Genomic DNA, 20740 nt, shown 5'->3' with positions numbered 1-20740 from the left:
AAAATAAGGAGATGACGCAAATTTGAAGTGTCATCTCCTTTTTCTTTACTTTATTTTCAGATGTTCTATAGCTTTCGCCACTTAGCTCTACACATTTTCTAGGGCTAAGACCCTTAATGCATGAAGAGCTAAGTGGTCAGCAACAGCCGTAGGCTTTGCCTTCTCGCAGAGTATGCATCCGGCCATTGCTATGTGTAGGATTTGTCTGTCTATCTATCTACGGAACCCATGATGATATCAATGCTGCCTAGGATTGGCATGATATCTGCTAACTTCACCCCTTTGAGTAAGTTAGGCAGAATTTGCAGGTTGTTGAAGTCCGCAGCGCGAATCTTCCATCTCCACGGGAAGACATTGTTTTCACCGATGATGTAGACACCGACTTCGCCCTTACCTGTTTCTACTCTGACGTAGTGCTCACCTTCAGGAATCTTGAACGTCGGAGCGATCTTCTTGCCTGCAAACTGGTAGTCAAAGTCGTTCCATTCAGACTTTGGACCGCCTGCCATCCGCTTGGCTTCTAAATTTTCGAATGGACCACCAGGCAAGCCTTTAATGGCCTGACGAATGATTTTTACTGACTCGCGCATCTCGTTGATCCGCACGATGTAGCGAGCAAAGCAATCGCCCTCAGTAGCCCACTGCACATCCCAATCGAGTTCATCGTAGCACTCGTAGTGGTCGACCTTACGCAAATCCCACTTCACTCCGGAGGCTCGCAGCATCGGTCCTGAGCAGCCCCAGTTGATGGCATCCTCTCGTGACATAGTGCCAACGCCTTCTACGCGGCGACGGAAGATAGGGTTGTCGGTGATCAGCTTTTCGTACTCATCAACTTTGGGATCAAAGTAGTCGCAAAAGTCTTCGCACTTTTCTGTCCAGCCGTAGGGCAAGTCAGCCGCGACGCCACCAATGCGAAAGTAGTTGTTGTTGATTAGACGCGCGCCAGAAGCGGCTTCCCATAGATCATAGATTAGCTCGCGTTCACGGAAGATATAGAAGAAGGGCGTTGTGGCGCCGCAATCGGCCATGAAGGGGCCAAGCCAAAGCAGATGGTTAGCAATGCGGTTTAGCTCTAGCATGATCATGCGGATGTAGCTAGCGCGCTTGGGTACTTCGATATCGGCTAGTTTTTCAGGCGCGTTAACGGTGATAGCTTCGTTGAACATGCCTGCTGCATAGTCCCAGCGGCTGACATAGGGGACGAACATGACGTTTGTCCGGTTCTCAGCAATCTTCTCCATACCACGGTGCAAGTAGCCGATCACAGGTTCAACGTCAATAACGTTTTCGCCATCAAGCGTAACGATTAGCCGGAGCACCCCGTGCATAGAGGGATGGTGAGGACCCATGTTGATAACCATGGGTTCGGTCTTGGTTTGCAGTGTCGTAGCCATTGCTTAGCAGGCGTCCTTATGCGTATTTCGTCAGTGGCCTTATTGTCGTACCTTTACTTTAAAGATTCAACGTCCAAAAGCACTAGTCTGCCCTGATTATACAGGCAGTGTCTATTCTACGTGTCACTTGATATGCCTGAAGATGTTACAGCTCAGCCTTTCTTTCATGTTCCTGTCTTGAGCGAGCAGGTGCTAGCAGGTCTGCAGATTGAAGATGGAGGACGATACCTAGACGCTACGGTAGGTGGCGGTGGCCATAGCGAGCTGATCTTGAAGGCCGCACGCAACGTTGAATTAGTTGCGCTTGATCAAGATTTACAGGCGCTATCGGCAGCGAAGAAGCGGCTAGAAGTGTGGCGCGATCGCACAACATTCATTCACACCAACTTCTCACGCTACGAACCGGGGGGTCGCAAGTTCGATGGCATCCTCGCTGATATCGGTGTTAGCTCTACCCAGCTAGATCAGGCCCAGCGAGGGTTTAGCTTTCGACAAGAGGCACCGCTAGATATGCGGATGGATAGTACGCAAGAACTGATGGCTAAAGAGATTGTCAACCACTGGGATGAGAAGGCGATCGCAGACACTATTTACGAATACGGCGAAGAGCGGCTATCTCGGCGAATTGCTCGGCGAATCGTTGAGAAAAGGCCGTTCAGCACGACCACAGAACTAGCCTGGGAAGTTGCTGGTGCATATCCAGCCAAGGCACGCCACGGACGCATTCACCCGGCTACACGGACGTTTCAGGCGTTGCGGATTGCGGTAAATGGTGAGCTAGACGTGCTCAAAACGCTGCTGGCAAAGGCGCCTGACTGGCTAAACCCAGGTGGGCGACTGGCAATTATTAGCTTCCACAGCTTGGAAGATCGAATCGTGAAGTACGCCTACAGAGGCGATGAGCGGCTAGAGATCATTACCAAAAAGCCTTTGGTGGCAACCGATCAAGAGGTGAAAGAGAATGCGCGATCGCGCTCTGCAAAGCTTAGAATCGCTGAACGCAGGGCTGTGTGAGATTTTATAGGGTCGCAGCAAGGAGCCTGGCAATCGTTCTGGAAAGCAGACAAGATAGTCAGCTCACGAGCAGCAATTATTTCGCGCAGCTTGAGTCACTTATTTCGCGCAGCTTGAGCCACTTATATAACCCCTTCACATGAATCACTTATAGCGTCAAAGACTGTACGTTATTTTCAATCAAGTCACACAGGTCTTTGAGGAAAGCTGCACCATCTGCGCCGTAAATAATCCGATGATCGCTGGTCATATTCACGCGCATTTGGTTGCGGATACCCATCATCCCATCAGGGGTAGCGACTACTTTGGGCTGGGAGCCGCCGATAGCTAGGATAGAGCCTTGACCTGGTGGCAAGATAGCGTCAAAGCTATCAACGCCAAACATACCCAAGTTAGAAAGCGTGAAAGTGCCAGAATTATACTCTTCAGGTGCGAGCTGTTTGGATCTAGATCTGGCGACTAAATCTTTCCAGGTACGAGAAAGTGAGTAGATATCCATCTGGTCTGCGCCACGCAGTACAGGCGTAATCAACCCGCCATCCGGCATCGCAACGGCAACCGCGATGTTAATACTGCTGCTGTACTGAATGCCATTAGGCGCAAAGCTCGCATTCACGACTGGATGCTTCTTCAAGGTAACCGCTACGGCTTTGGCCAAGAGCGCCGTCATGGTGACACCCTTTGGCTTGATCTGCTTGTATAGCTTGTCTAGTTCGTTGGTGGTGATGGTATAGCCTACGCGGAAGACAGGCACCGTTAGGCTAGCGTCCATATTGCGAACGACAGCCTGCTGAAGGGTATTGAAAGCGACCAGTTCACCAGGAGCCGCTGGGGGCGTGGCTGGAGAAACTGCCGGAGCTGATGCATTAGAAGCACCGGGCACAACAGCGGGTGTAGCTTCTGGCGACTGAGTAGCTGGCTGAGGAGCGGTAGTGGTAGTGGTGGTAGGCGTAGGCGTTTTTCCTGCCGCTAGTTCAATATCTTGAGCAACAATGCGACCGTGAGGGCCAGTGCCTTTGATGGTGCCAATATCGACTTTTAGCTGTTTGGCCAGCTTGCGAGCGCGGGGAGAAACGATGACTCGACCACCAGACGGAGCCTGAGCCGAGCTGCCGTTCTGAGTGGCGGCGACCGAGGCTGGGGCGCTAGCCGCAGAGCTTGATGCTGGCTGGTCAGATGTAACTGGGCTAGCCGCAGAACTTGATGCTGGGCTAGCCGTGGAATCGCTAGCTAAGCTAGCGGCTTTTTGTTTGGCAGCTTCGATTTCTTCTTCGGTTTCGGCTAGGAAGGCGATCGCATCGTTTACCTGAGCCATTTCACCTGCTTCTGTGATGATGGCTGCTAAATAGCCTTCATAGAAAGACTCAACATCCATGTCGGCCTTATCAGACTCGACGACAACGACGGTTTCACCTTTTTCGACCTTGTCGCCAGCTGACTTAGCCCAAGAGACAATCTTTCCCTCAGTCATAGTGGAGCTAAGCGCAGGCATGAAGACTTCGCGAATCATGGATGGAGTTTCGGTGGACAACAGCAAAGGGCTAGCAATTGCTAGCGCCTAATTGTATCCCGTTGTGGGCCAGTCTTATAGTTCGCCCTTACAGTTCACCGCGAATATCTTGTACCACACCATCTTTAAGCAAAATTTCAACCTGCATTTTCTTAATCAGATGATCGCCAACGCCGACTTGGAAGAAGCTATCGATTTGACCCTGACTGACTTCTTTATCTATTTCTAGGGTTTGCACCTGCTGAAGCTGCTGAAGTAGCTGATTCTTCTGCTGAAGTAGCTGGCTTTTGTCTTGATTGAGCTTGGCCTGAACGCTGCTAATCTGCTGAGAAACAGCAGCATCGGGTGGTGGATTATCTGCCTGCTTTTGCATTTCAGCCAAGATCCGCTGGCTTTGCATTTCTAGCTGCTGTAGGCGACCATCAATCTGATTAAGCTGGTTTTGCAACTGCTTTTGGGCTTCTTCTTTCCACAGTGGTGTGACCACTGCCTTGATATTGATGACGCGTTTAAGCAGTAGCTGAGACTGTGAGACATCCATGACGAGCTAGGTAAGTAATTTAATAAAGGGACTTCAAACCGTTCAATCAAGTTTGATCAAATTCGACTAGTAGTTCAGAAATAACTAATCCAGAAATGACTAATCAAGGGGTGAGTAATAAGCTTGCTTAGAAAACATGCCCACTCATCAACATTAGTTATCTCATTTTGGGGCTATTAAGCAAAGGGGAAGTCAATATAGCAGAGTTGAAGATACATTAGGTCGTATCTCATATTCTATTGTCAGGACAAGTTCTTCTAGAAATAACCCCAAACGTATCAAGTTCATTCAATCTTTTAGGATTGGCGGGCAATTAGAAAGCTTGATTAAAGTCGGACAACTCCGCTTTCTACTATTGATACCGAGTGGGCAGACTAGACGTAGCCCTACTGCTGCGCACACAAATTAGGGTGTACTTGACGTCTCTGCTAAAGAGCAACTCGGTATGGCCAAAAAAACAATTAGTCCAAAAATCTTTAATAAAATTAATAGCCTTGCACGATCAGAAGGGATTAGTGCTCAGATTTTAGAAGAGTTTGCGATCTTTGTTCTTGAAAATCAGAGAACGAAGAAGTCAAAACCGTTGTCTATGACAAAGCTTAAAAAAGCTGTTCTAGAACATTTTGAGGTAAAAGATACGGCCACATTGCGCAAGTCTGGCGCATTCAAGATGGCAACAGACGGCATGGATAAGCTTAACCTACGGCTCAAGAAATCTTGGGAACAGCTCTATCGTCAGTTTGTAGGCGTACTGCCTGGTGAAGATACTCAAGTTGGTGACGGCTGTATTAATGGCATTGATATTTTCAAATACTTTCGACCTTGGCAAGTGTTTAGGTTAGACGCTAACACTGCCAGTGATGAAGATATCAAGCAAGCCTATCGGCAGCTCAGTAAGCACTTTCATCCCGATAATCCAGAGTCGGGCAATGATCGCATGTTCGAGCGGATCAATTTGATGTATCGCAGCATTGCGGCGGAGGCGTAGCGTGGCACCAAGAAGTTCAATGTTCACGATTAAAGAGGAAGAACTAGCCGCAGCGCTTGAGATTTCAGTTGAGAAGCTATATGAAGTAATTGACTTTTTTGATTCTGATCCTGACGACGAGTGGGAGCTAAAAGAGCACGATCATTTTGTTTATAGTAATCAGGAGTGGAGGAATCGGATATTTTCGGCGCAGGGTGCGTTCGCGATCGCAAAATATCTCGATACCCATCGGAGAAAGTCTATTTTAGACAGGATTCGCGAATTTATCACTCATCACAAAGAAAAGATTCGGAACGCATTTGTTCAAAGAACCGTCCATGAAAACAGCTCGTCGTTGATGCCGCGCAACGGCAGACATTTTCTGTCGAAGAAAGACACTGTTGCCATTTTAAGTACTAGCTATGCCAGATTAAACAAAGCATTTGAAGTGCTGCGACGTTCCGATTTACCGCTTCAGATAGGCGTTGACTTTGATGATATCGAGGGTGTGCGCTACTACTCCCTCAGTGGATTCTACCGACTCAGCGAAAACCTGTCGCAGACGCTGACCCGCAAAGACCGGCGAGAATGGTGTAAAGCTGTAGATGTAGTAGGTAGGAAAGCCTTTAGGGCCATTATCTCAGAACAAGAAAGCCGTAAAAACCAGATTGAGAAAGCAAAAAAGGCTGCTAAGAGGAGAGACAGAAACACCTGTCAGATCACACTAGTTAGACAGACAAGGCACAATCACAACTTTGCTCTATCCGGACACCATATCTTTTCTTCGCAGTACTATCCTCATCTAGCGACGCTGGTAGATAACATCATCACTCTAGAAAGCTCTGTTCACAAGGAGTTTCATAGCTGGAACGGTGGTAGTACTAACCCATGTACGGTAGATGATTTGGTTCAGTTTGTTTGCGAGCGCTACCCAGAGAACAACGTTGTCATCGCCAAACTGGCTAAAATCCAGAGGATATTTGCCCACGTGCAACCTCCCAGTCAGCGTCGAGCTAGCGCTCAGCGCCTGTTGCCAGAACAACAGTCTGGACAACAGGCGGCCTGAATTTGGTGATCAACGTACTCTATCTAAAAGCTACTGAGCGTAAAGAGCATCGATAGTTTCTTGATAGCGATCGCGCACTTTAGGCCGTTTTACTTTCATCGTTTGTGTCAGCAATCCGTTTTCTATGGTGAACGGTTCTTCTAGCAAGACAAATGGACCGACACGCTCATCAGGGCGATAGCCAGGACGAGCTGATATCTCTCGTTTCAGCTCTTGTTTATACAGATCCTGAATAGGTTTGCTGTTGAGATCTTCCATAGATACCCCCTTAGAAGCAGCCCACTTCTCTAGCACCTCTTTATTTGGTACAATCAGCGCCCCAACAGACTTTTGATCCTGACCAACCAGCATGATTTGATCGACGTAGGGGCTACGCAGACAGGCATTTTCAACTGGCGTTGGTTCGATATTTTCGCCGTTGGTTAATACGATGGTGTCCTTGGCGCGTCCGGTGATAATCAGATCGCCCCAGTCTGTTAGCCGACCCAGATCACCCGTGTCAAACCAGCCTTCTGAATCAATCGCCTTGGCAGTGGCTTCAGCGTTTTTGTAGTAGCCCTTCATCACTTGGGGCCCGCGCAAAAGCACCAGTCCAGGTTTCCCAATCGGAATAGGCTGACGGGTCTCAGGATCGACAATAGCGGTTTCGGTGCCGGGTAGTGCCTGCCCGTCTGCGCCGCGCAAATTGCGCCAGGGTCTACGAACGTGGGTGATTGGCGAGGTTTCGGTCAGACCGTAGCCACCTAAAATGGGGATGCCTACAACCTCGTAAAAGTCTTCTAGATAGTCGGCAATTGAGCCACCGCCGCTGACTAAGAAGTCAACTTTGCCGCCCATAGCCTCACGTATCTTAGAAAAAACGATGCGATCGCCAATCTGATAAATCGGCCATAGATAGGCCAGTTTCAACGCAGCCGCTAGCTTTTCGCCTGTAGAGCTAGTCAGGTGATCTAATCGCAGTCCAGATAACGTTCGCCTAGCTGTGATGTACTCATGGCCTTTTTCTAAAAAGAAGCGAATTAGCTTTTGCTTTCCCTCTGGCTGACTTTGAAACTGCCTTTGAACACCGTCGTAAATTGATTCCCATAGTCTAGGAACGGCCACCATATATTGCGGGCTGTGTTCTTTAAAGTCTCTTTTGACCGTGCGGATGTTGGTATAGATCTGCGTGCAGCCTTGAGAGAGCACAAAGTACTCAAAAGAGCGCTCGTAGCAGTGCCAAATCGGTAGGATACTCAGCACTTTTTGCTCAGGGCCGACATTGACTACGCTGCTAGCCCCGGCAATTTGCGACAGCAGGTTACTTTGAGTCAGCATGACGCCTTTAGGCATACCCGAGGTGCCGGAGGTATACATCAACGTGGCGGTGCGATCGCGCTCTAATTTCACAGGCGTTGGCGCCCCCTGCTCTGCTCCTAGCGCCATTAGCTCAGAAAAGTTTAATAGCTTGGCACCGCCCAAGTCTGTCTCGCTTGCCGCCACTTCATCGGTAAGCAAGATGATAAAGCGTAGTCCTAGCTCACCTAAATCGCCCGCTATCTTGTCGAGTACGCTCAGATCTTGAATGACCAAGCCAATGCTGTCACTATTATTCAAAATAAACAGCAGCTCGGCCTTATCGGAGTTGGCACCGCGCACCGCGTCAATGGCACCAGCCGTCATAATGCCTTGATCTGCTACCATCCAACGAGGGCGATTTTCCGAAAAGAGGGCGATCGCCTCACCTGGCACTACGCCTAGACGCTGCAACCCAGCCGCAAACTGAGAGATCGATGTCGCTAACTCGCCGTAGGTATATTTCGTCTCTGGGTTAGTATGCGGATCGTATAAAGCCAGATGATTACCATACCTGGCAGCGACAATTGGCCAAACGTCAGGAATGCCCGAGACTTCACCGTAGTTGATGGCTTTAGCACGGTTGATCTTTTCCTGTTCATGTAGTGCGGCTGTCATACCCTGTAATCTCCCTTGAATCGCGGCTGTTGATAGCTAGAAGTACCCCAAAACGGGCGCAGGTTCAGCAATATTACTTGATAGAGAGAGTATCCGGGTTCCAGACATCCGTATATTAAGGATATGAAGCACTTTTTACCGACGGCAGTTTACCATTGTTTTTGAAGTAACGTTAAGGTCGTCATCTCCAAGGCAGCAGTTTTATGGTGACAAGGTTATTAAGTCCGTTCGAACCTAGTTTTCTAGGGTTGGCTTCAGGCTCGCTAGTAGAGTATGGCGTTCAGCTTGTCTGGGCGATCGCGGCTGTCTTTCTGGTTGAGATGGTTCGAGACTTTTATCACGTGCTTAGTCATCAGTGGGCACCGCTTCAGCGTCTACACGGCTGGCATCACCGGGCGTACAAGAAAGACTTTTCGCCAATCAATACCGAGATCTATCGTAAAGCGCAGCTCTATAACGATGCGCCAGAATCGATCTTTATGATGGGCGTGATGGCGATCGCAGCGCTGGTCACACATAAGCCCGGACTGTGGGCAGGGGTAGTATATGCTGCCGGATTTTTGGTATCGGCGGTGATGCGATCGCGCGGTCTGTTTAGCGCTACCGACCTTACCCACGAGCCTGGCCCGCTCACAGGCATTCCCGGCTACTGGCGCGTCAATCGCACCTACCACTGGCGACACCACTTCGACGATACTAGCGCTTACTATGCGGGCCTCTTTCCGATCAGCGACAAAATTCTAGGCACTGCGCTTTCTTTGAAGGGAAAATCTGTTGCAGTTACTGGCGCATCGGGAACTTTGGGCCGAGCCTTAATTAGATCGCTAGCTCAAGCCGGGGCCAAACCGATTGCGCTAACGACCTCGAACCAAGAGATTCCAGGTGCTGTTAAAGTTCTCTCTTGGCAAACAGGCAAAGAAAGCGAACTGAAAGAATCCCTACAGAAGATAGATATTCTGATTATCAATCACGGTATCAACGTTATGGGAGCAAACTCTTCGCAGGCGATTGAACAATCTTTAGAAGTCAATGCGCTTTCTGCGTGGCGACTGATGGAGACTTTTTTGGAAACGGTTGATAATCGTACGGGTAGAGCCACGAAAGAAGTGTGGGTGAACACGTCAGAAGCAGAAGTCAATCCTGCTTTTAGCCCACTTTATGAGATTTCTAAGCGGCTGATGGGAGATCTGATTAACCTACGCAGGACTGATGCGCCCTGTGTGATTCGCAAGCTGGTGCTAGGCCCTTTTAAGAGTAATTTGAATCCCTATGGTGTGATGAGTGCAGACGCGATCGCGCGCATCATCCTTTTTCTAGCCAAACGAGATATTCGTAATATCATTGTCACTATCAATCCACTGACCTATCTTCTTTTTCCGATCAAAGAGATATTTCAGGCGGTTTACTTTAAGCTCTTTTTGATAGGTGAAAAGAGAAAGTCAGCAAGTGAAAAGACTATTAGCAGGCTGTAATGGTGTGGTGTGGTTGGTCCGCTTTGATCGCCTTAACCTAAATCGCTCTAACCTAATCAGATAGCTGTTGTTCTACTGCCTTCAATCGCTGATTGATTTCGATGACTAGCGTTGCTAAATTGTCGAACTGTTCTTGAGGCGTAGGCCCATCAAAAATCTCAGCAGGTGGTGCAGCGGCAGGTGGGGCGCTCGTTGAGCCGCCTGCCGAGCGCGGTTGGATCTGCCTAATCTGAGTTTGGAGCGCTCGTACCTGAAACTCCAACTGCCGAATTCTAGAGTCATTCAGCGAAGACGACTTGAGCGAAGACGATGCCCTAACTGGTGACCACAGTCCTGCCGTGATTACCAACGCTATACAGACACCTATCGCTAGTCTGTAGAAGGACTTCATCTTCTATTCCAAACATAGAGTATTTCTATTCTAATAATCCTTGTTCGTTTCGTGGCGTTAGCCTAAACTCATCAAATTTCACGACCTCAGCTCCAGGCTGACGGGTATCGAAGTAATAGCTACTCAGCAGGCCACTCTCTGTCTCGAAGATAGTAAAACAAGTGATGTCATTGCTCGCAATATACGGCAGCGGGTTCCCCGCCTCGTTCCTTAGAGGCGCAAGCGTCGGCACAACTGGCGTTAACCCGTTAGGATTACCTGTCGCTTTATAGACCGACTGAAAGGGCGTCAGATCGCCTGCTACGTCAACGGCTTCATCAGTTGGCACAGCGCGAGAATTTCCAGTCAAATGCGCTCCGTAGCTGTTCCCAACATTAGACGTTTCCAGAAAATGCATTCCTGTTGGACTCACAAACCGATTCCACAGGTGGGAATGACCATAGAAGACAAGCTGCACACCAGCTTCCTCTAGCAGCGGCAGCAAATCATGAACAATATAGTCTTTCTCGATCGGATACTCATACTGCACCGAGCGCAAACGCCCCTCTTCTGTCACATTCTTTACCATCACCGGATCGGTGAATGCGGGGACAATATTGCCGCCTAACGTATGAGGTGGATGGTGCATCATCACAATCTTATACTTGGCTGTTTGAAAGGCATCGCTCGCAAGCTCTTGCTGCAGCCACTGGTATTGAACGCTGCCCTGGCGAATATCCTCAAAGATATGTTGCCCATAGCCCCATTTCTCTGGTGAATCTAAATCTGCGACCCGCTCGCGATAGCGGCCTTTAGTGTTTTGTTCAAGTGAGGGCGATCGCCATATCTGTGTGACATACAGGCTCACCAACCGCACATCTCCAAAAGACACTGCATAGTACTTTTGCGTCTTTTCTCCAGTTGGTAGCTGCGTTGTCGGCAGAGAAAATATCTCCTCATATGTTCGAGTGTTGTAGCTATGATCTTTTACCCAATCTAGCTCTTCTACATCTTTAGGTGTCGGATAAAACTGACTGACCAATTCACGAGGCAACGTGTTTGAGAACTGTTGATTGAGCGGGTCTGTAGACACTCTACCCATCACCTCATGGTTGCCAATCACCGGAAAAAGCGGCGCATGCTGGATAATCTCGCCACCTTCGTATACTGTCGCTCTATCTCCTTGAGTTAGCTCATACCGAGTTCGTCCCTGTAGATTCGGAAAAAACGATAGTCCCTTCGCGCCATCAAACCATTCAGACGCGCGATCTGGCACATTCACCAAATCTCCTGCAAAGAACACGCCATCTACTTGACCAACTGTCTCTTTGACCTTCTGTAAGTTGGCAGGAACTAGCGGCTTAAGCTGATGGTCAGAAGTCAGTAGAATTTTGCTCGGCTGCCCCACAGTAGGCGCTGGTGAGAGCGTAAAAAAGTCGCTCCGTACAGCCTGTCCGTCAGTAGGTATGCTGGTCACTCGGTAGCGAGTCCTTTTATTCTGCGCCAAGTCTTTGACAGTGGCCTCATGTCGCCAAATATCACGGTGAGTAAGTTCAGCATACGTCTGACCCACCTGAGAGGCGCTATCTTCATAGGCTCGGCTGAGCAGTGTTGTCACCGCATCAGTCCTATTGCTACGGTCATATTCTACGAAGTGCTGCGTACCTTCAAACTCAGTAAACCAGACAACTTGTACAGAAGATGCAGTCGGCATCTGCAAAAACGGATCGCTTAATAGCTCGGGTGGAGTCGGCATCTGCTGCGGTAGTTGTGTAGAGTCAATCGGTAGCTGGGCAACTTGCTTCGCAGTAGCAACATCCATAGCATGTATAGACTGACCGAGCGGCTGTACAGCTATTGATCCAAACAGGCAACACAACCCTAGGATAAAACATAAGAATGCGCGTGGTTTTTTCATCGCTCATCACTACATACGACCAACGCCATCATAAAAGAGAAGTCTTCTGCAATATCGATAGTGCGTTTGATAATGTATAGATGATCACCAATCTATGTTCATAGGAACTTATGCTCGTTCATAAAAACTTATGCTCCATAGACTATTGGACCCTTAGGTTATTGAGCTAGAAGTGATAGCTCAATTGAGCAATTGACTATTTGGCGATCGCTGCTGCTTACAGAATATGTCAATTCAAGGAATGACTTCAGTTAGTCCTCAACGTCCAAAAATAATGCGCTGGCTTAGCCCGTTGCTTCTAGTATCGCTAGGCTTGCATGGGCTAAGCTTATTAGTACCTCTGCCTAGAAAAGCTGAAGTGAAAGAAGAGGTAGAAGAACTGACGCTAGACTCTATTCAAGTTTCGGTGCTGCCGGCCGAGCCAATGGCCGATGTGCCGGTAGACATCCCTTTATCTTCTGAAGTAATATCTGAAGCGGCACCAGCGCCAATAGCTACACCACCAGAGCCAGTACCAGTAGAAATTCCTCAGCTAGAGCCAGATCCTGTTCCAATGGTCTCTGCAGCACCCGCACCTCCCTTAGACGATAATCCAGACTCTTTAACTGATCTAGAAAAGCCTACGGCTATAGAAGCTTTAGAATCAGACAAACCGCCAAAGTCAGATTCATTTGGACCTCAGCAGCTTGATCTAGAGAGCACCCAGGCTTCATACGATGGCTTCTTTGCTACGGTTGCACAGGTAGATAGTAGCTTAGTCCCTGAATTCGTAGTGAAGGATACATACGAGCTAGACTATTTAGGAAATGAGTGCTTTGAAGATACAGCATCTATTGAAAGCATCGTCGGCGTGATTGTTGAAGATGTGAATGGTGAGCCTCAAATCAAAGCAGGAAACATTATTCAGCGTACGGGCTACAGTAAAACTGACGCTGCTTTGCAAGCATGGCTTAGCGATCTAGAGAGTGGTGGTGAAGGTGAAGGGCCAGATCTTAAGATGGAAAGTACTTTTGGTGAGTCGGTTTATAATTGGGTGTTTGAACAAAAAAACCAAGTTTGGTTTGTAGACACAAAGTATGAGGCGTACTACTTTGGAGCTGTCATAAATCTAATCGAAAACGCCTGTTAGTAGTTTATGTATATCCTAGCTTTTGAACCATTGAAGTTAGATGATTGAAAGGAACTAAGAACATATAGCAGAGCTTTTACCTACCCCCCACTAACAGGTGGAATTAGAACAAGTTCGTCGCCGTCCTTAAGACATGTGGAAGCCGTGGCGAATTGCAAGTTGATGCCAAAGCGGGTGAGATCTTTCCAATAAGAGAGAGTTGGGTAGTCAGTAATGAGGCGATCGCGTACTTCTCCAGCAGTCGTTCCTATCGGCAATACCATCTCTTTTTCTGAACGACCTAAAGTCTCTTGATACACCGCGAATAGCTTCAGCGTGATTGTTATTGTCTCGCTCATAATCTGTTTTTACAGTCTGCTGCTTTTGGTTTCTTCTAAAGATGCCGCCAAACTTCTCAATAGGGTTCTTTCCTGATAAGGTTTAGAAAAATAAGCGGTTGCGCCAAGGTTCATCGCTAAGTCGCGGTGCTTATCGCTGCTGCGGGAGGTTAGCATAGTCACTGGAATCTGCGCATATTCTGTCTTTGCTCTCAACTTAGAGAGAAAACTATAGCCGTCCATCTTAGGCATTTCTATATCGCAAACAATGCTATCTATGACTAAGTCAGTTTCTAGCTTCTCGAACGCGTCTTGACCGTCGCGGGCCTGTACTACCTCGTATCCTGCTTTCTCTAAGGTAAGCGCTAGCAGCCTACGTACGTTGACAGAATCGTCGATCACTAGAAACCTAGCGCGACGATGGGCTTCCTTATTAGAAGCGGCTTGTAATCTGGCAGAAGCAATTGCACCAGTCAGAATTGGGTTAGAATATAGCGCCTTTGCCGAATGAATACCGGACGTTTCGCAGCCAATGATCCACCGAGCGAAATTAGTCAGACTGATGATAGGAACCACTTTGCCGTTTTCAAGAATGGTGCAGTTGCTAAAGCCAGTCGGAAGAGTAACAGGGCCTTCTACTCGGCGGATAACCACTTCTTGCTCGTTCCAGTAGCGATCTATCTGCAGACCTAGGCGCTGTTCGCCCATGCGAAATATCAACACGCTGGGCGTATTGATCCGGGGCTTGGTTTCCAGGCTATCAACCTGTCTAGGACAGTTGAAGGCTAACCAGTTAGAGAGACGGATTAGACGGACAGAGCTGCCTTTGAAGGCAAGCAATTCTTTGCCGTCGGCGCGGCGAATATCGCTCGGATCAAGCGCAGTGACTGCTTCAATCCGATCGGTCGGTACGGCAATAGGCATGCGGTTGCCCTCGACTAGGATGACGCGGGTGATCGAAAGGGTGTATGGCACAGAGAGGGTAAAGGTGGTGCCCTCACCAGCTTTAGTGTCGACGCTGATATCACCACGAATCTGAGTAAGGTTGCTGCGAACGATGTCCATGCCGACGCCGCGACCAGAAAGCGCAGTAACCTGATTGGAGGTGCTAAAGCCCGGCTCAAAAATAAGTGAGAGTAGTTCGTTTTTGCTAGCGGCGCTAAGTAGTTCAGCGTCTAAACCCATCGATTGAGCGCGATCGCGAATCTTTTCTATAGCAATTCCTTGACCATCATCGCTGACTGTGATGAGCGTGCGATTGTTTTTGTTGGCAGCTCGAATGGCAATCGTCCCAGTACTGCTTTTACCCTGACGTTCTCTACTTTCCGGCGATTCAATGCCGTGGTCGAAGGCATTACGCACAATATGCATTAGTGGATCGCTTAGCGCTTCTAAGATATTGCGATCAATTAAGGTGTGCTCACCCTCTAGCTGGAGCTGTACTAACTTGCCATGCTCTATTTCTAATTCTCGCAGCGCCCGAGGAAAGCGGTTAGTGATATCGGCTAGTGGGCGCATTCGCAGCTGGTTTAAATTGCGCTGTAAACGGCCATTAGTGCGACGCATAGCCCGAGTGGTTTGCTCTGTTTGGTCGGTACTCAGCTCTAGATCGTCAGCGACTTCTTGAAGCCTGACAACAGATTCGGCAATCTGGCGAAAAGTTAAGTGGGTATCGCTATAGCGATCAAGTTCTAAAAGGTCGAAGTTTTGGCGAAAGCCTGAGTCAATGGCGTCAGTATCATCAGCAGCGCTATTTGATGCTTGGGTATCAGATACTTCAAAGGCAGATGTGCGAGTGAGCCCATTGGTCGTGTTGGCCAAAGCCTGACTACCTGCCGCTTGAGGCAGGGTTCGCTGAGGTCTGGTTGACAAACGCTCTGACTCGGCCTGCTCATAGAGGTCTTTGACATCTTCGTTGATTTCATCGAGCGATCGCAGTCTTTGGCTGAGGTTTTTGACGAGCGATCGCAGTCGCTTTACCTCAGCTTCTAGGCGATTGTGCTCAATTGTCAGCTCTCCGAGATCATCGTTGAGTTCGTTGAGCTTACGTACAGATACTCGTACAGTATTGTCAGTTAGCTCAGACTCATCACCCTGCGATTTTGACACGCTAGCTGGTAGACGAAAGGCCGCCTCTGACTGACCTGGTTGCTCACCTCCTAGCTCATCTAGCGGCTGCTCAATCTGTTCAAAGACGCCTGCAAAAGCATCCACTTCTAGCTCACCATTGCCTGCGTAGTCGGCTCCGTAGTCGGCTCCTAGTCCAATATCCAAACTAGATCCCAAGCCAGCACCCAAGTTAGTCTCTAAGTCCGTTCCTAAAACGGCTTGCTCAGCCAGGTCATCACCAGTTGGGACGTTGCTTTCTGTCCCTAGATCTGCGAAAACATCCCCAGCTGAGGCCTCATTTTCTATGCTTAGGTTGGCAAAGATATTACTAACTAGCGCATCGTTCTCTGCACCTAAATCTGCACCAAAGCCTGTGCCCAAGCCGGCATCATAGCCTGTCAAGCTAAGGCTTTTTGTTTCTATGGATGTGGGCGCTTCAGCAGACTCCCTCTCAGAGTCGCTATCAGTTATCCTAAAGCTAATACCGGTTAGCTGACGAGGCATAGACTCAGCGTTACCCGTAAGCACTAGCGCCTGTGCCCTTTTCCAACTAGTCAGCGCCGCTTGAGACACTTCTTCTATCTGCTGGGTGTCTTTAGCTGCTACCGCGTAGGTTTTTACTGACTGACAGAACTGTACAAATAGCGGCAGATCGAGCATCTTACCTAGTGCAGATAGCTCTTGGGCCATTACCACAACTTCCGCTTGCAACTGGGGAGAGTGATCTGCCAAAAGCGAGTCTAACCGCTCTAAGAGCCCGTTTATTTCTGCCTGAAAGATCAAAGGCGTTACGTCTTGGCTTTCGTCGGCGTCTAATATAGAGGCCGCATCTTCTGCGGACGGCTCGCCCAGCGTATCGTACAACGCCTCGAAGATAGGCATAATCTGGCGCTCAAGCTGGTCTGATACTGGCGGGTCTGATGCTAGAGGGTCTGATGCTAGCAGCGCGGTGCGGCGATCGCGTTCCACAATTTGTCGGATCGCATCTACTGCGCTCAGCATCTGGCCTTCTATATCACCAGTGACTTCTTCGCTCCGCTGCAGCTTCAGCACCTTGAGTGCATCTTCTAGCCGATGGGCTAGGTCACTGGTCAGGATATAGCCCATCAGCGCCGCGCCGCCTTTGATTGAATGGGCAGCCCGCAGCGCTGTATTCATCTGATGGATTTCGATTCCCCGCTGAGCGATGCCTAGCAACGTGGTTTCTAGTGCATTCAAATATTCATCAGCTTCATCTAGAAACTGTAGGCGAATCTCTGCTTCTCTATCCACGTCTGGCCTCCTGGGGGATAGATCTATTTTCACCAGATGCCTGTGGGTCTACGACAAAGGTCGCTACCTGTGCCTGCAGATTTTGTGCTACCCCTACGGTCTGGTTTAGTGCTTCAGATACTTGCTTAGAGGAGGCCGAAGTTCGCTCGGCTAGCTGTGCAATCTTTTCCATCAGAGCGTACACCGATGTAGATATTTGTACCTGCGAGCTAGTCGCCCGTGAGATTGATCTAGCAAACTCATCCATCTTTTGTGAGCCCGTTAGGATCTGCCCCAAGCTTTCCCGTGCGTCTTCTACCCGTTGAGTCCCTTCTACAACCTGCGTCGTACTTTGCTCAATCGCAGCGACCACATCGCCAGTCTCTCTCTGAATCGTATCTACAATCCGTTCAATCTCCTCTGTTGCCTCCGCCGAGCGAGCCGCCAGTTCGCTAACTTCCTCGGCTACTGCTGCAAAGCCCTGACCACCTTCCCCAGCTCTAGCAGCCTCAATCCCAGCGTTAATTGCCAGCAGATTAGTCTGCTGAGAAATTTGATTGATCAGTGAAACTGCCTTGGTGATCTGTTGAGAAGATTCGCCTAGACGCTTCACTTTCTTAGCAGTAAGGCCAACGGTTTGACGCAGCCTCATAATGTTGTTGACCGTAAGATCCATTGCTTCTTCGCCCTGATTTGCGGTCTTAGAAGCACTTTTAGCAACGGCAGCAGCTTCTTCTGCCTGCTGAGCCACCTGCTGAATCGAGTCAGTCATAGTTTCTACAGACTCTAGCGTCAAAGTGGTTTGCTCAGCCTGCTGAAGTGCGTCTTCTGCGAGCAGACGAATAGCAGCTTCGTTTTGCCATAGGGCGTTGTTGACTTGGTCAGTCGAGCGTTTTACTTGAGTGACCACCTGCCGCAAGCTTTCTACAATCGCATTAAAAAAGTCGGCAACAGTTCCAATCTCACCAGCTGACACGTCAGCACGTACCGTCAAATTGCCATCGGCGACAGCTTCTACGTCGCTAAGCAGGTTTACAAGCTGGATTTCTATCTCTTCTTGGCGACGCAAGCGTTCTTCCGAGAGGGTGTTTGCTCGGGTGAGCGCCAGTTCCTTTTGCCAAGTTGCTTCGGCCTGCTCTAACGCATAGCCTAGCTGGGTTGCCGCTCGCTTGATGAAGTTGATAGATATCTCTGACCATTCTCTAGGTCCGGTGCATTCATGGGCTACGAGTAATCCCAACAACCTACCTTCAACCACAATCGGGGCAACTATGTTGCCTCTGACCTGATAGGGCTCTAGCTGCTGAAGATGACAGGCAGTTAGCCCAGCGCTATAGATATCTGTTGTAGCTTTCACCCGGCCAGCACGGTACTTGTCTACATAGTTCTGAGCAAAGCAAGGGTCAGCGATATTGGCGCCTTTAGCGGGTGTCCACTGGGGATCGACAGCTTCTTCAACAATAGTCCCTTTCCAACTCTCGTCGAAGAGATAGATAAGCACCCGACTGGTATTGAGCGCCAATTTAACCTGGCGCGTAACCGTACGAAATATTCTATCGCGAGTCTCAGTTGGAGAGGTTTCACTAGTGCTAGTTGTTCTAATATCGGTAACTAAGCTAGCTAGCTGCTGTTCTTGTTTCACAGCCTGCCGTTGAGTTTCTAGTAGCTGAGCTTGCGATAGGGCGTAGCCGATCTGGGCTGTAATCTGCTGCATCATATTTAGCTCTTCAGGCTGCCACTGACGCGGGCCGCTACACTGATGAGCGCAAATCAGCCCAACTAGTCGATCGCCAATGATGATTGGCGCAACCATATTTGCTTTGACTTCTAGCTCTCGCAGCAGCTGGCAGTGACATTCAGTGAGGTCTGCGGCTTCGATGTCGATGACTGCAGATATCTGACCTGTCATGAAGCGATCAACAGAATCTGGCAGCATCGGATCTTCTAAGTGCTGACCTTCTGCTCTAATCCAGCCTTTCCCTACTGATTCCGCAGTCACTTCTCCACCTTTATAGTCAGCGTCAAACTTGTAGATGATGACCCGATCGACTTCTAGAGCTTCTCTGGCTTGATTGACGCCAATGGCAAGGATAGCCTGAGGTTCTAATGCCTGGCGGATCTGACTAGTAAATTCTGCTAGCCCTCGCGCTCGCCTAGCAGATTCTGTTTGGGTTTCATTTTGAAATCGTAGAGAAGATTCGGAGATCGCGACGGAAGCGGCTAATTCGTTGAAGGCGCTAGCAACTCGTCCGACTTCGTCGCGGGCGAAAACGCTGGCACGGGTAGTGCGATCGCCCGATGCAAACTCTTCCGTGGCTACTTGCAATTCTCGCAGCGGCTTCGCGATAGAGCGTCCTAGTAGTTTGGCAATGAGCACATCTATCAAGATTGCTATCAACGCTGCACCAATTAAGAGTCCAGCTGCATTTCTTTGCCAAGTTCGCAAAGCGCGTTCTGATAGCCCTCGCTGAATAACACCAATGGCTCGTCCGTTGCCATCGACGATTGCGGTTGCCGCCACTGTATAACGATCACCGTTGAGTCGCCTGGTATCGTCAGTGACCGCAGCAGGCGATTGTCCATCGCCTGCTGCTTGAATAGTTTCGTTTAAGAAATCGAAGCTATCAGCGCTATCAAACTGTTGCCCGGTCAGGATTTCGCCTGAATTAGCCAAGATGACTGACTCGAACGAGCCACTGGGTTCTCGCAAGTAGATCTCGGTATAGCCGTCTGGAAATGCAGTGAGTACATTCGCAACAGCCAGCGTATCTTGATTGACGATATCACCTGTTATCAAAGCACCAATTGGCTGCGTGGGCACGCCTGCATTATCTAGCGGACTACCCGACGCAAAAATAGGTGTCGCAACGTACTGTACCAGCGCTGCTTCGTCGACCGAACTCGGTACAGAAAGCCCCTGTTGTTCGAGTGTCCCAACTGGTTGTAGACTGAGTGCTACTTTAGATTGCCGCTGACGCAACGCATCAGACACTAGATTGTCCGGATTAAAAAAGTCACTATTACGTGCGGTATTTCCGCTTGCAATCACCTGAAAGTTTGTATCTACTAGGGCAATGTACTCCAGCTGGTTGGCTTCCAACCGACCCCGTAGGTTGCTACGCACAGCTTGGGCTAGACTCGCTTCGATCTCGTCTCCAGGTGTGAGTGCTACTTTAGCCTCCACAGCTTCTAGTACTACGTCTTCGCTTATCAACTCAGCTTCGGTCGGCGCTTGGGTGAGGGCGCTGGCAGTGGCAGAGAGCTCAGAGGTTGCTTGGTTCAAAAGCAGACGACGACCAGTTGCTGATAGCAACAGTAGACTAACTCCAATCACACCCAATATAGAAAGGATTTTGGAACTTAGGAGTCCAGCTAGCTGTTTATCAGCAACTGGCAAGTCGTTGAACCACTGCAAGAAGGCAGATTTGCTCTCCTTCGTGACTCGAATCTTATCGGGCGCGTAGCGCTCTCCGCGATACTGCACTCCCCGGTAGATTAGATCATCTTCTATTTGGTTCCCGGCGAGCGAGCGGGCATCAATAATTTTTTGAGCCAGCTCACGTTCTTTACTCTCTTGATACTTATCGCCATACTGAGCACCACGATAGACCAAGGGCTCTCTTTCTCTTTGAGCCGCCGTCTGGGCAGCCGCTATCTGTCTGTCAGTCAGCGGCTGTGGGATTGCTGAGCTATTTGCTTCATTCCCATTCATGTCTGTTGCCATCG

The 20740-nt window shown here is 49.2% G+C and carries 14 protein-coding genes; 5 read left to right on the top strand and 9 right to left on the bottom strand.

The annotated features are described in order from the left end of the window. Nucleotides 1–209: 209 nt before the first annotated feature. Nucleotides 210–1397, bottom strand: coding sequence for an NAD(P)H-quinone oxidoreductase subunit H (locus tag S7335_RS19290; protein ID WP_038016543.1), 1188 nt, complete (start codon nucleotides 1395–1397; stop codon nucleotides 210–212). A 132-nt stretch (nucleotides 1398–1529) separates the two neighbouring features. Here S7335_RS19290 and rsmH point away from each other — a divergent pair, with 132 nt between their 5' ends. Then, complete coding sequence (rsmH, locus tag S7335_RS19285) at nucleotides 1530–2411, top strand: 16S rRNA (cytosine(1402)-N(4))-methyltransferase RsmH (RefSeq protein ID WP_006455681.1); 882 nt, start codon at nucleotides 1530–1532, stop codon at nucleotides 2409–2411. 148 nt (nucleotides 2412–2559) lie between these two features. Here the strand turns inward: rsmH and S7335_RS19280 are convergent, their stop codons facing one another. Both S7335_RS19280 and S7335_RS19275 read right to left on the bottom strand, forming a co-directional pair. Next, nucleotides 2560–3921 carry a dihydrolipoamide acetyltransferase family protein gene (locus tag S7335_RS19280; protein ID WP_006455932.1) on the bottom strand — a complete coding sequence of 454 codons (1362 nt, stop codon included), beginning with the start codon at nucleotides 3919–3921 and terminating at the stop codon, nucleotides 2560–2562. A gap of 88 nt (nucleotides 3922–4009) precedes the next feature. Further along, nucleotides 4010–4462: a YlqD family protein gene (locus tag S7335_RS19275; RefSeq protein WP_006454925.1), complete on the bottom strand. Its 453-nt coding sequence runs from the start codon at nucleotides 4460–4462 to the stop codon at nucleotides 4010–4012. Nucleotides 4463–4907: 445 nt separating this feature from the next. Here S7335_RS19275 and S7335_RS19270 point away from each other — a divergent pair, with 445 nt between their 5' ends. After that, nucleotides 4908–5450 (top strand): J domain-containing protein, encoded by a 543-nt coding sequence (locus S7335_RS19270; RefSeq protein WP_006455027.1) that lies wholly within the window; start codon nucleotides 4908–4910, stop codon nucleotides 5448–5450. A 19-nt stretch (nucleotides 5451–5469) separates the two neighbouring features. Further along, entirely contained in the window at nucleotides 5470–6495 is a 1026-nt protein-coding gene (locus S7335_RS19265; protein ID WP_006455007.1) for a hypothetical protein, read from the top strand. Between the two features lie 30 nt (nucleotides 6496–6525). Here S7335_RS19265 and S7335_RS19260 read toward each other — a convergent pair whose 3' ends face one another. Next, a complete protein-coding gene (locus S7335_RS19260) occupies nucleotides 6526–8448 on the bottom strand; it encodes a long-chain fatty acid--CoA ligase (RefSeq protein ID WP_006453938.1) in 1923 nt (640 codons plus the stop codon). Nucleotides 8449–8651: 203 nt separating this feature from the next. On the opposite strand from S7335_RS19260, the gene S7335_RS19255 reads away from it, so the two are divergent. Next, nucleotides 8652–9920 carry a bifunctional sterol desaturase/short chain dehydrogenase gene (locus S7335_RS19255; RefSeq protein WP_006454902.1) on the top strand — a complete coding sequence of 423 codons (1269 nt, stop codon included), beginning with the start codon at nucleotides 8652–8654 and terminating at the stop codon, nucleotides 9918–9920. A 52-nt stretch (nucleotides 9921–9972) separates the two neighbouring features. Here S7335_RS19255 and S7335_RS19250 read toward each other — a convergent pair whose 3' ends face one another. Together S7335_RS19250 and S7335_RS19245 are read right to left on the bottom strand one after the other, a co-directional pair. Then, nucleotides 9973–10311 carry a hypothetical protein gene (locus S7335_RS19250; protein WP_038016541.1) on the bottom strand — a complete coding sequence of 113 codons (339 nt, stop codon included), beginning with the start codon at nucleotides 10309–10311 and terminating at the stop codon, nucleotides 9973–9975. A 25-nt stretch (nucleotides 10312–10336) separates the two neighbouring features. Continuing rightward, complete coding sequence (locus S7335_RS19245; protein ID WP_006456881.1) at nucleotides 10337–12112, bottom strand: metallophosphoesterase family protein; 1776 nt, start codon at nucleotides 12110–12112, stop codon at nucleotides 10337–10339. A gap of 454 nt (nucleotides 12113–12566) precedes the next feature. Here S7335_RS19245 and S7335_RS19240 point away from each other — a divergent pair, with 454 nt between their 5' ends. Continuing rightward, nucleotides 12567–13337 carry a hypothetical protein gene (locus tag S7335_RS19240; RefSeq protein ID WP_157620333.1) on the top strand — a complete coding sequence of 257 codons (771 nt, stop codon included), beginning with the start codon at nucleotides 12567–12569 and terminating at the stop codon, nucleotides 13335–13337. Between the two features lie 80 nt (nucleotides 13338–13417). Here the strand turns inward: S7335_RS19240 and S7335_RS19235 are convergent, their stop codons facing one another. From S7335_RS19235 to S7335_RS26245, 3 genes are read right to left on the bottom strand one after another with little or no spacing between them, the layout of a single operon-like run. Continuing rightward, on the bottom strand, nucleotides 13418–13675 hold the full coding sequence (locus tag S7335_RS19235) for a MoaD/ThiS family protein (protein WP_006455738.1): 258 nt from the start codon (nucleotides 13673–13675) through the stop codon (nucleotides 13418–13420). A gap of 9 nt (nucleotides 13676–13684) precedes the next feature. Then, a complete protein-coding gene (locus tag S7335_RS19230) occupies nucleotides 13685–17035 on the bottom strand; it encodes a response regulator (protein ID WP_006454191.1) in 3351 nt (1116 codons plus the stop codon). Then, entirely contained in the window at nucleotides 17028–20738 is a 3711-nt protein-coding gene (locus tag S7335_RS26245; RefSeq protein WP_050765927.1) for a GAF domain-containing protein, read from the bottom strand. The genes S7335_RS19230 and S7335_RS26245 overlap by 8 nt, the downstream gene beginning before the upstream one ends. Between the last annotated feature and the right edge of the window lie 2 nt (nucleotides 20739–20740).

The sequence above is a fragment of the Synechococcus sp. PCC 7335 genome (assembly GCF_000155595.1).
GTDB lineage: Bacteria > Cyanobacteriota > Cyanobacteriia > Phormidesmidales > Phormidesmidaceae > Phormidesmis.
The sequence above is the reverse complement of the archived record's forward strand: the minus strand, read 5'-3'. Positions and strand labels throughout refer to the sequence as shown.

Excerpts from the sequence above, each read along its gene's own strand:
- S7335_RS19290 (WP_038016543.1), bottom strand. The coding sequence starts at position 1,397 with ATGGCTACGACACTGCAAACCAAGACCGAACCCATGGTTATCAACATG.
- rsmH (WP_006455681.1), top strand. The coding sequence starts at position 1,530 with ATGCCTGAAGATGTTACAGCTCAGCCTTTCTTTCATGTTCCTGTCTTG.
- S7335_RS19280 (WP_006455932.1), bottom strand. The coding sequence starts at position 3,921 with ATGATTCGCGAAGTCTTCATGCCTGCGCTTAGCTCCACTATGACTGAG.
- S7335_RS19275 (WP_006454925.1), bottom strand. The coding sequence starts at position 4,462 with ATGGATGTCTCACAGTCTCAGCTACTGCTTAAACGCGTCATCAATATC.
- S7335_RS19270 (WP_006455027.1), top strand. The coding sequence starts at position 4,908 with ATGGCCAAAAAAACAATTAGTCCAAAAATCTTTAATAAAATTAATAGC.
- S7335_RS19265 (WP_006455007.1), top strand. The coding sequence starts at position 5,470 with ATGTTCACGATTAAAGAGGAAGAACTAGCCGCAGCGCTTGAGATTTCA.
- S7335_RS19260 (WP_006453938.1), bottom strand. The coding sequence starts at position 8,448 with ATGACAGCCGCACTACATGAACAGGAAAAGATCAACCGTGCTAAAGCC.
- S7335_RS19255 (WP_006454902.1), top strand. The coding sequence starts at position 8,652 with ATGGTGACAAGGTTATTAAGTCCGTTCGAACCTAGTTTTCTAGGGTTG.
- S7335_RS19250 (WP_038016541.1), bottom strand. The coding sequence starts at position 10,311 with ATGAAGTCCTTCTACAGACTAGCGATAGGTGTCTGTATAGCGTTGGTA.
- S7335_RS19245 (WP_006456881.1), bottom strand. The coding sequence starts at position 12,112 with ATGGATGTTGCTACTGCGAAGCAAGTTGCCCAGCTACCGATTGACTCT.
- S7335_RS19235 (WP_006455738.1), bottom strand. The coding sequence starts at position 13,675 with ATGAGCGAGACAATAACAATCACGCTGAAGCTATTCGCGGTGTATCAA.
- S7335_RS26245 (WP_050765927.1), bottom strand. The coding sequence starts at position 20,738 with ATGGCAACAGACATGAATGGGAATGAAGCAAATAGCTCAGCAATCCCA.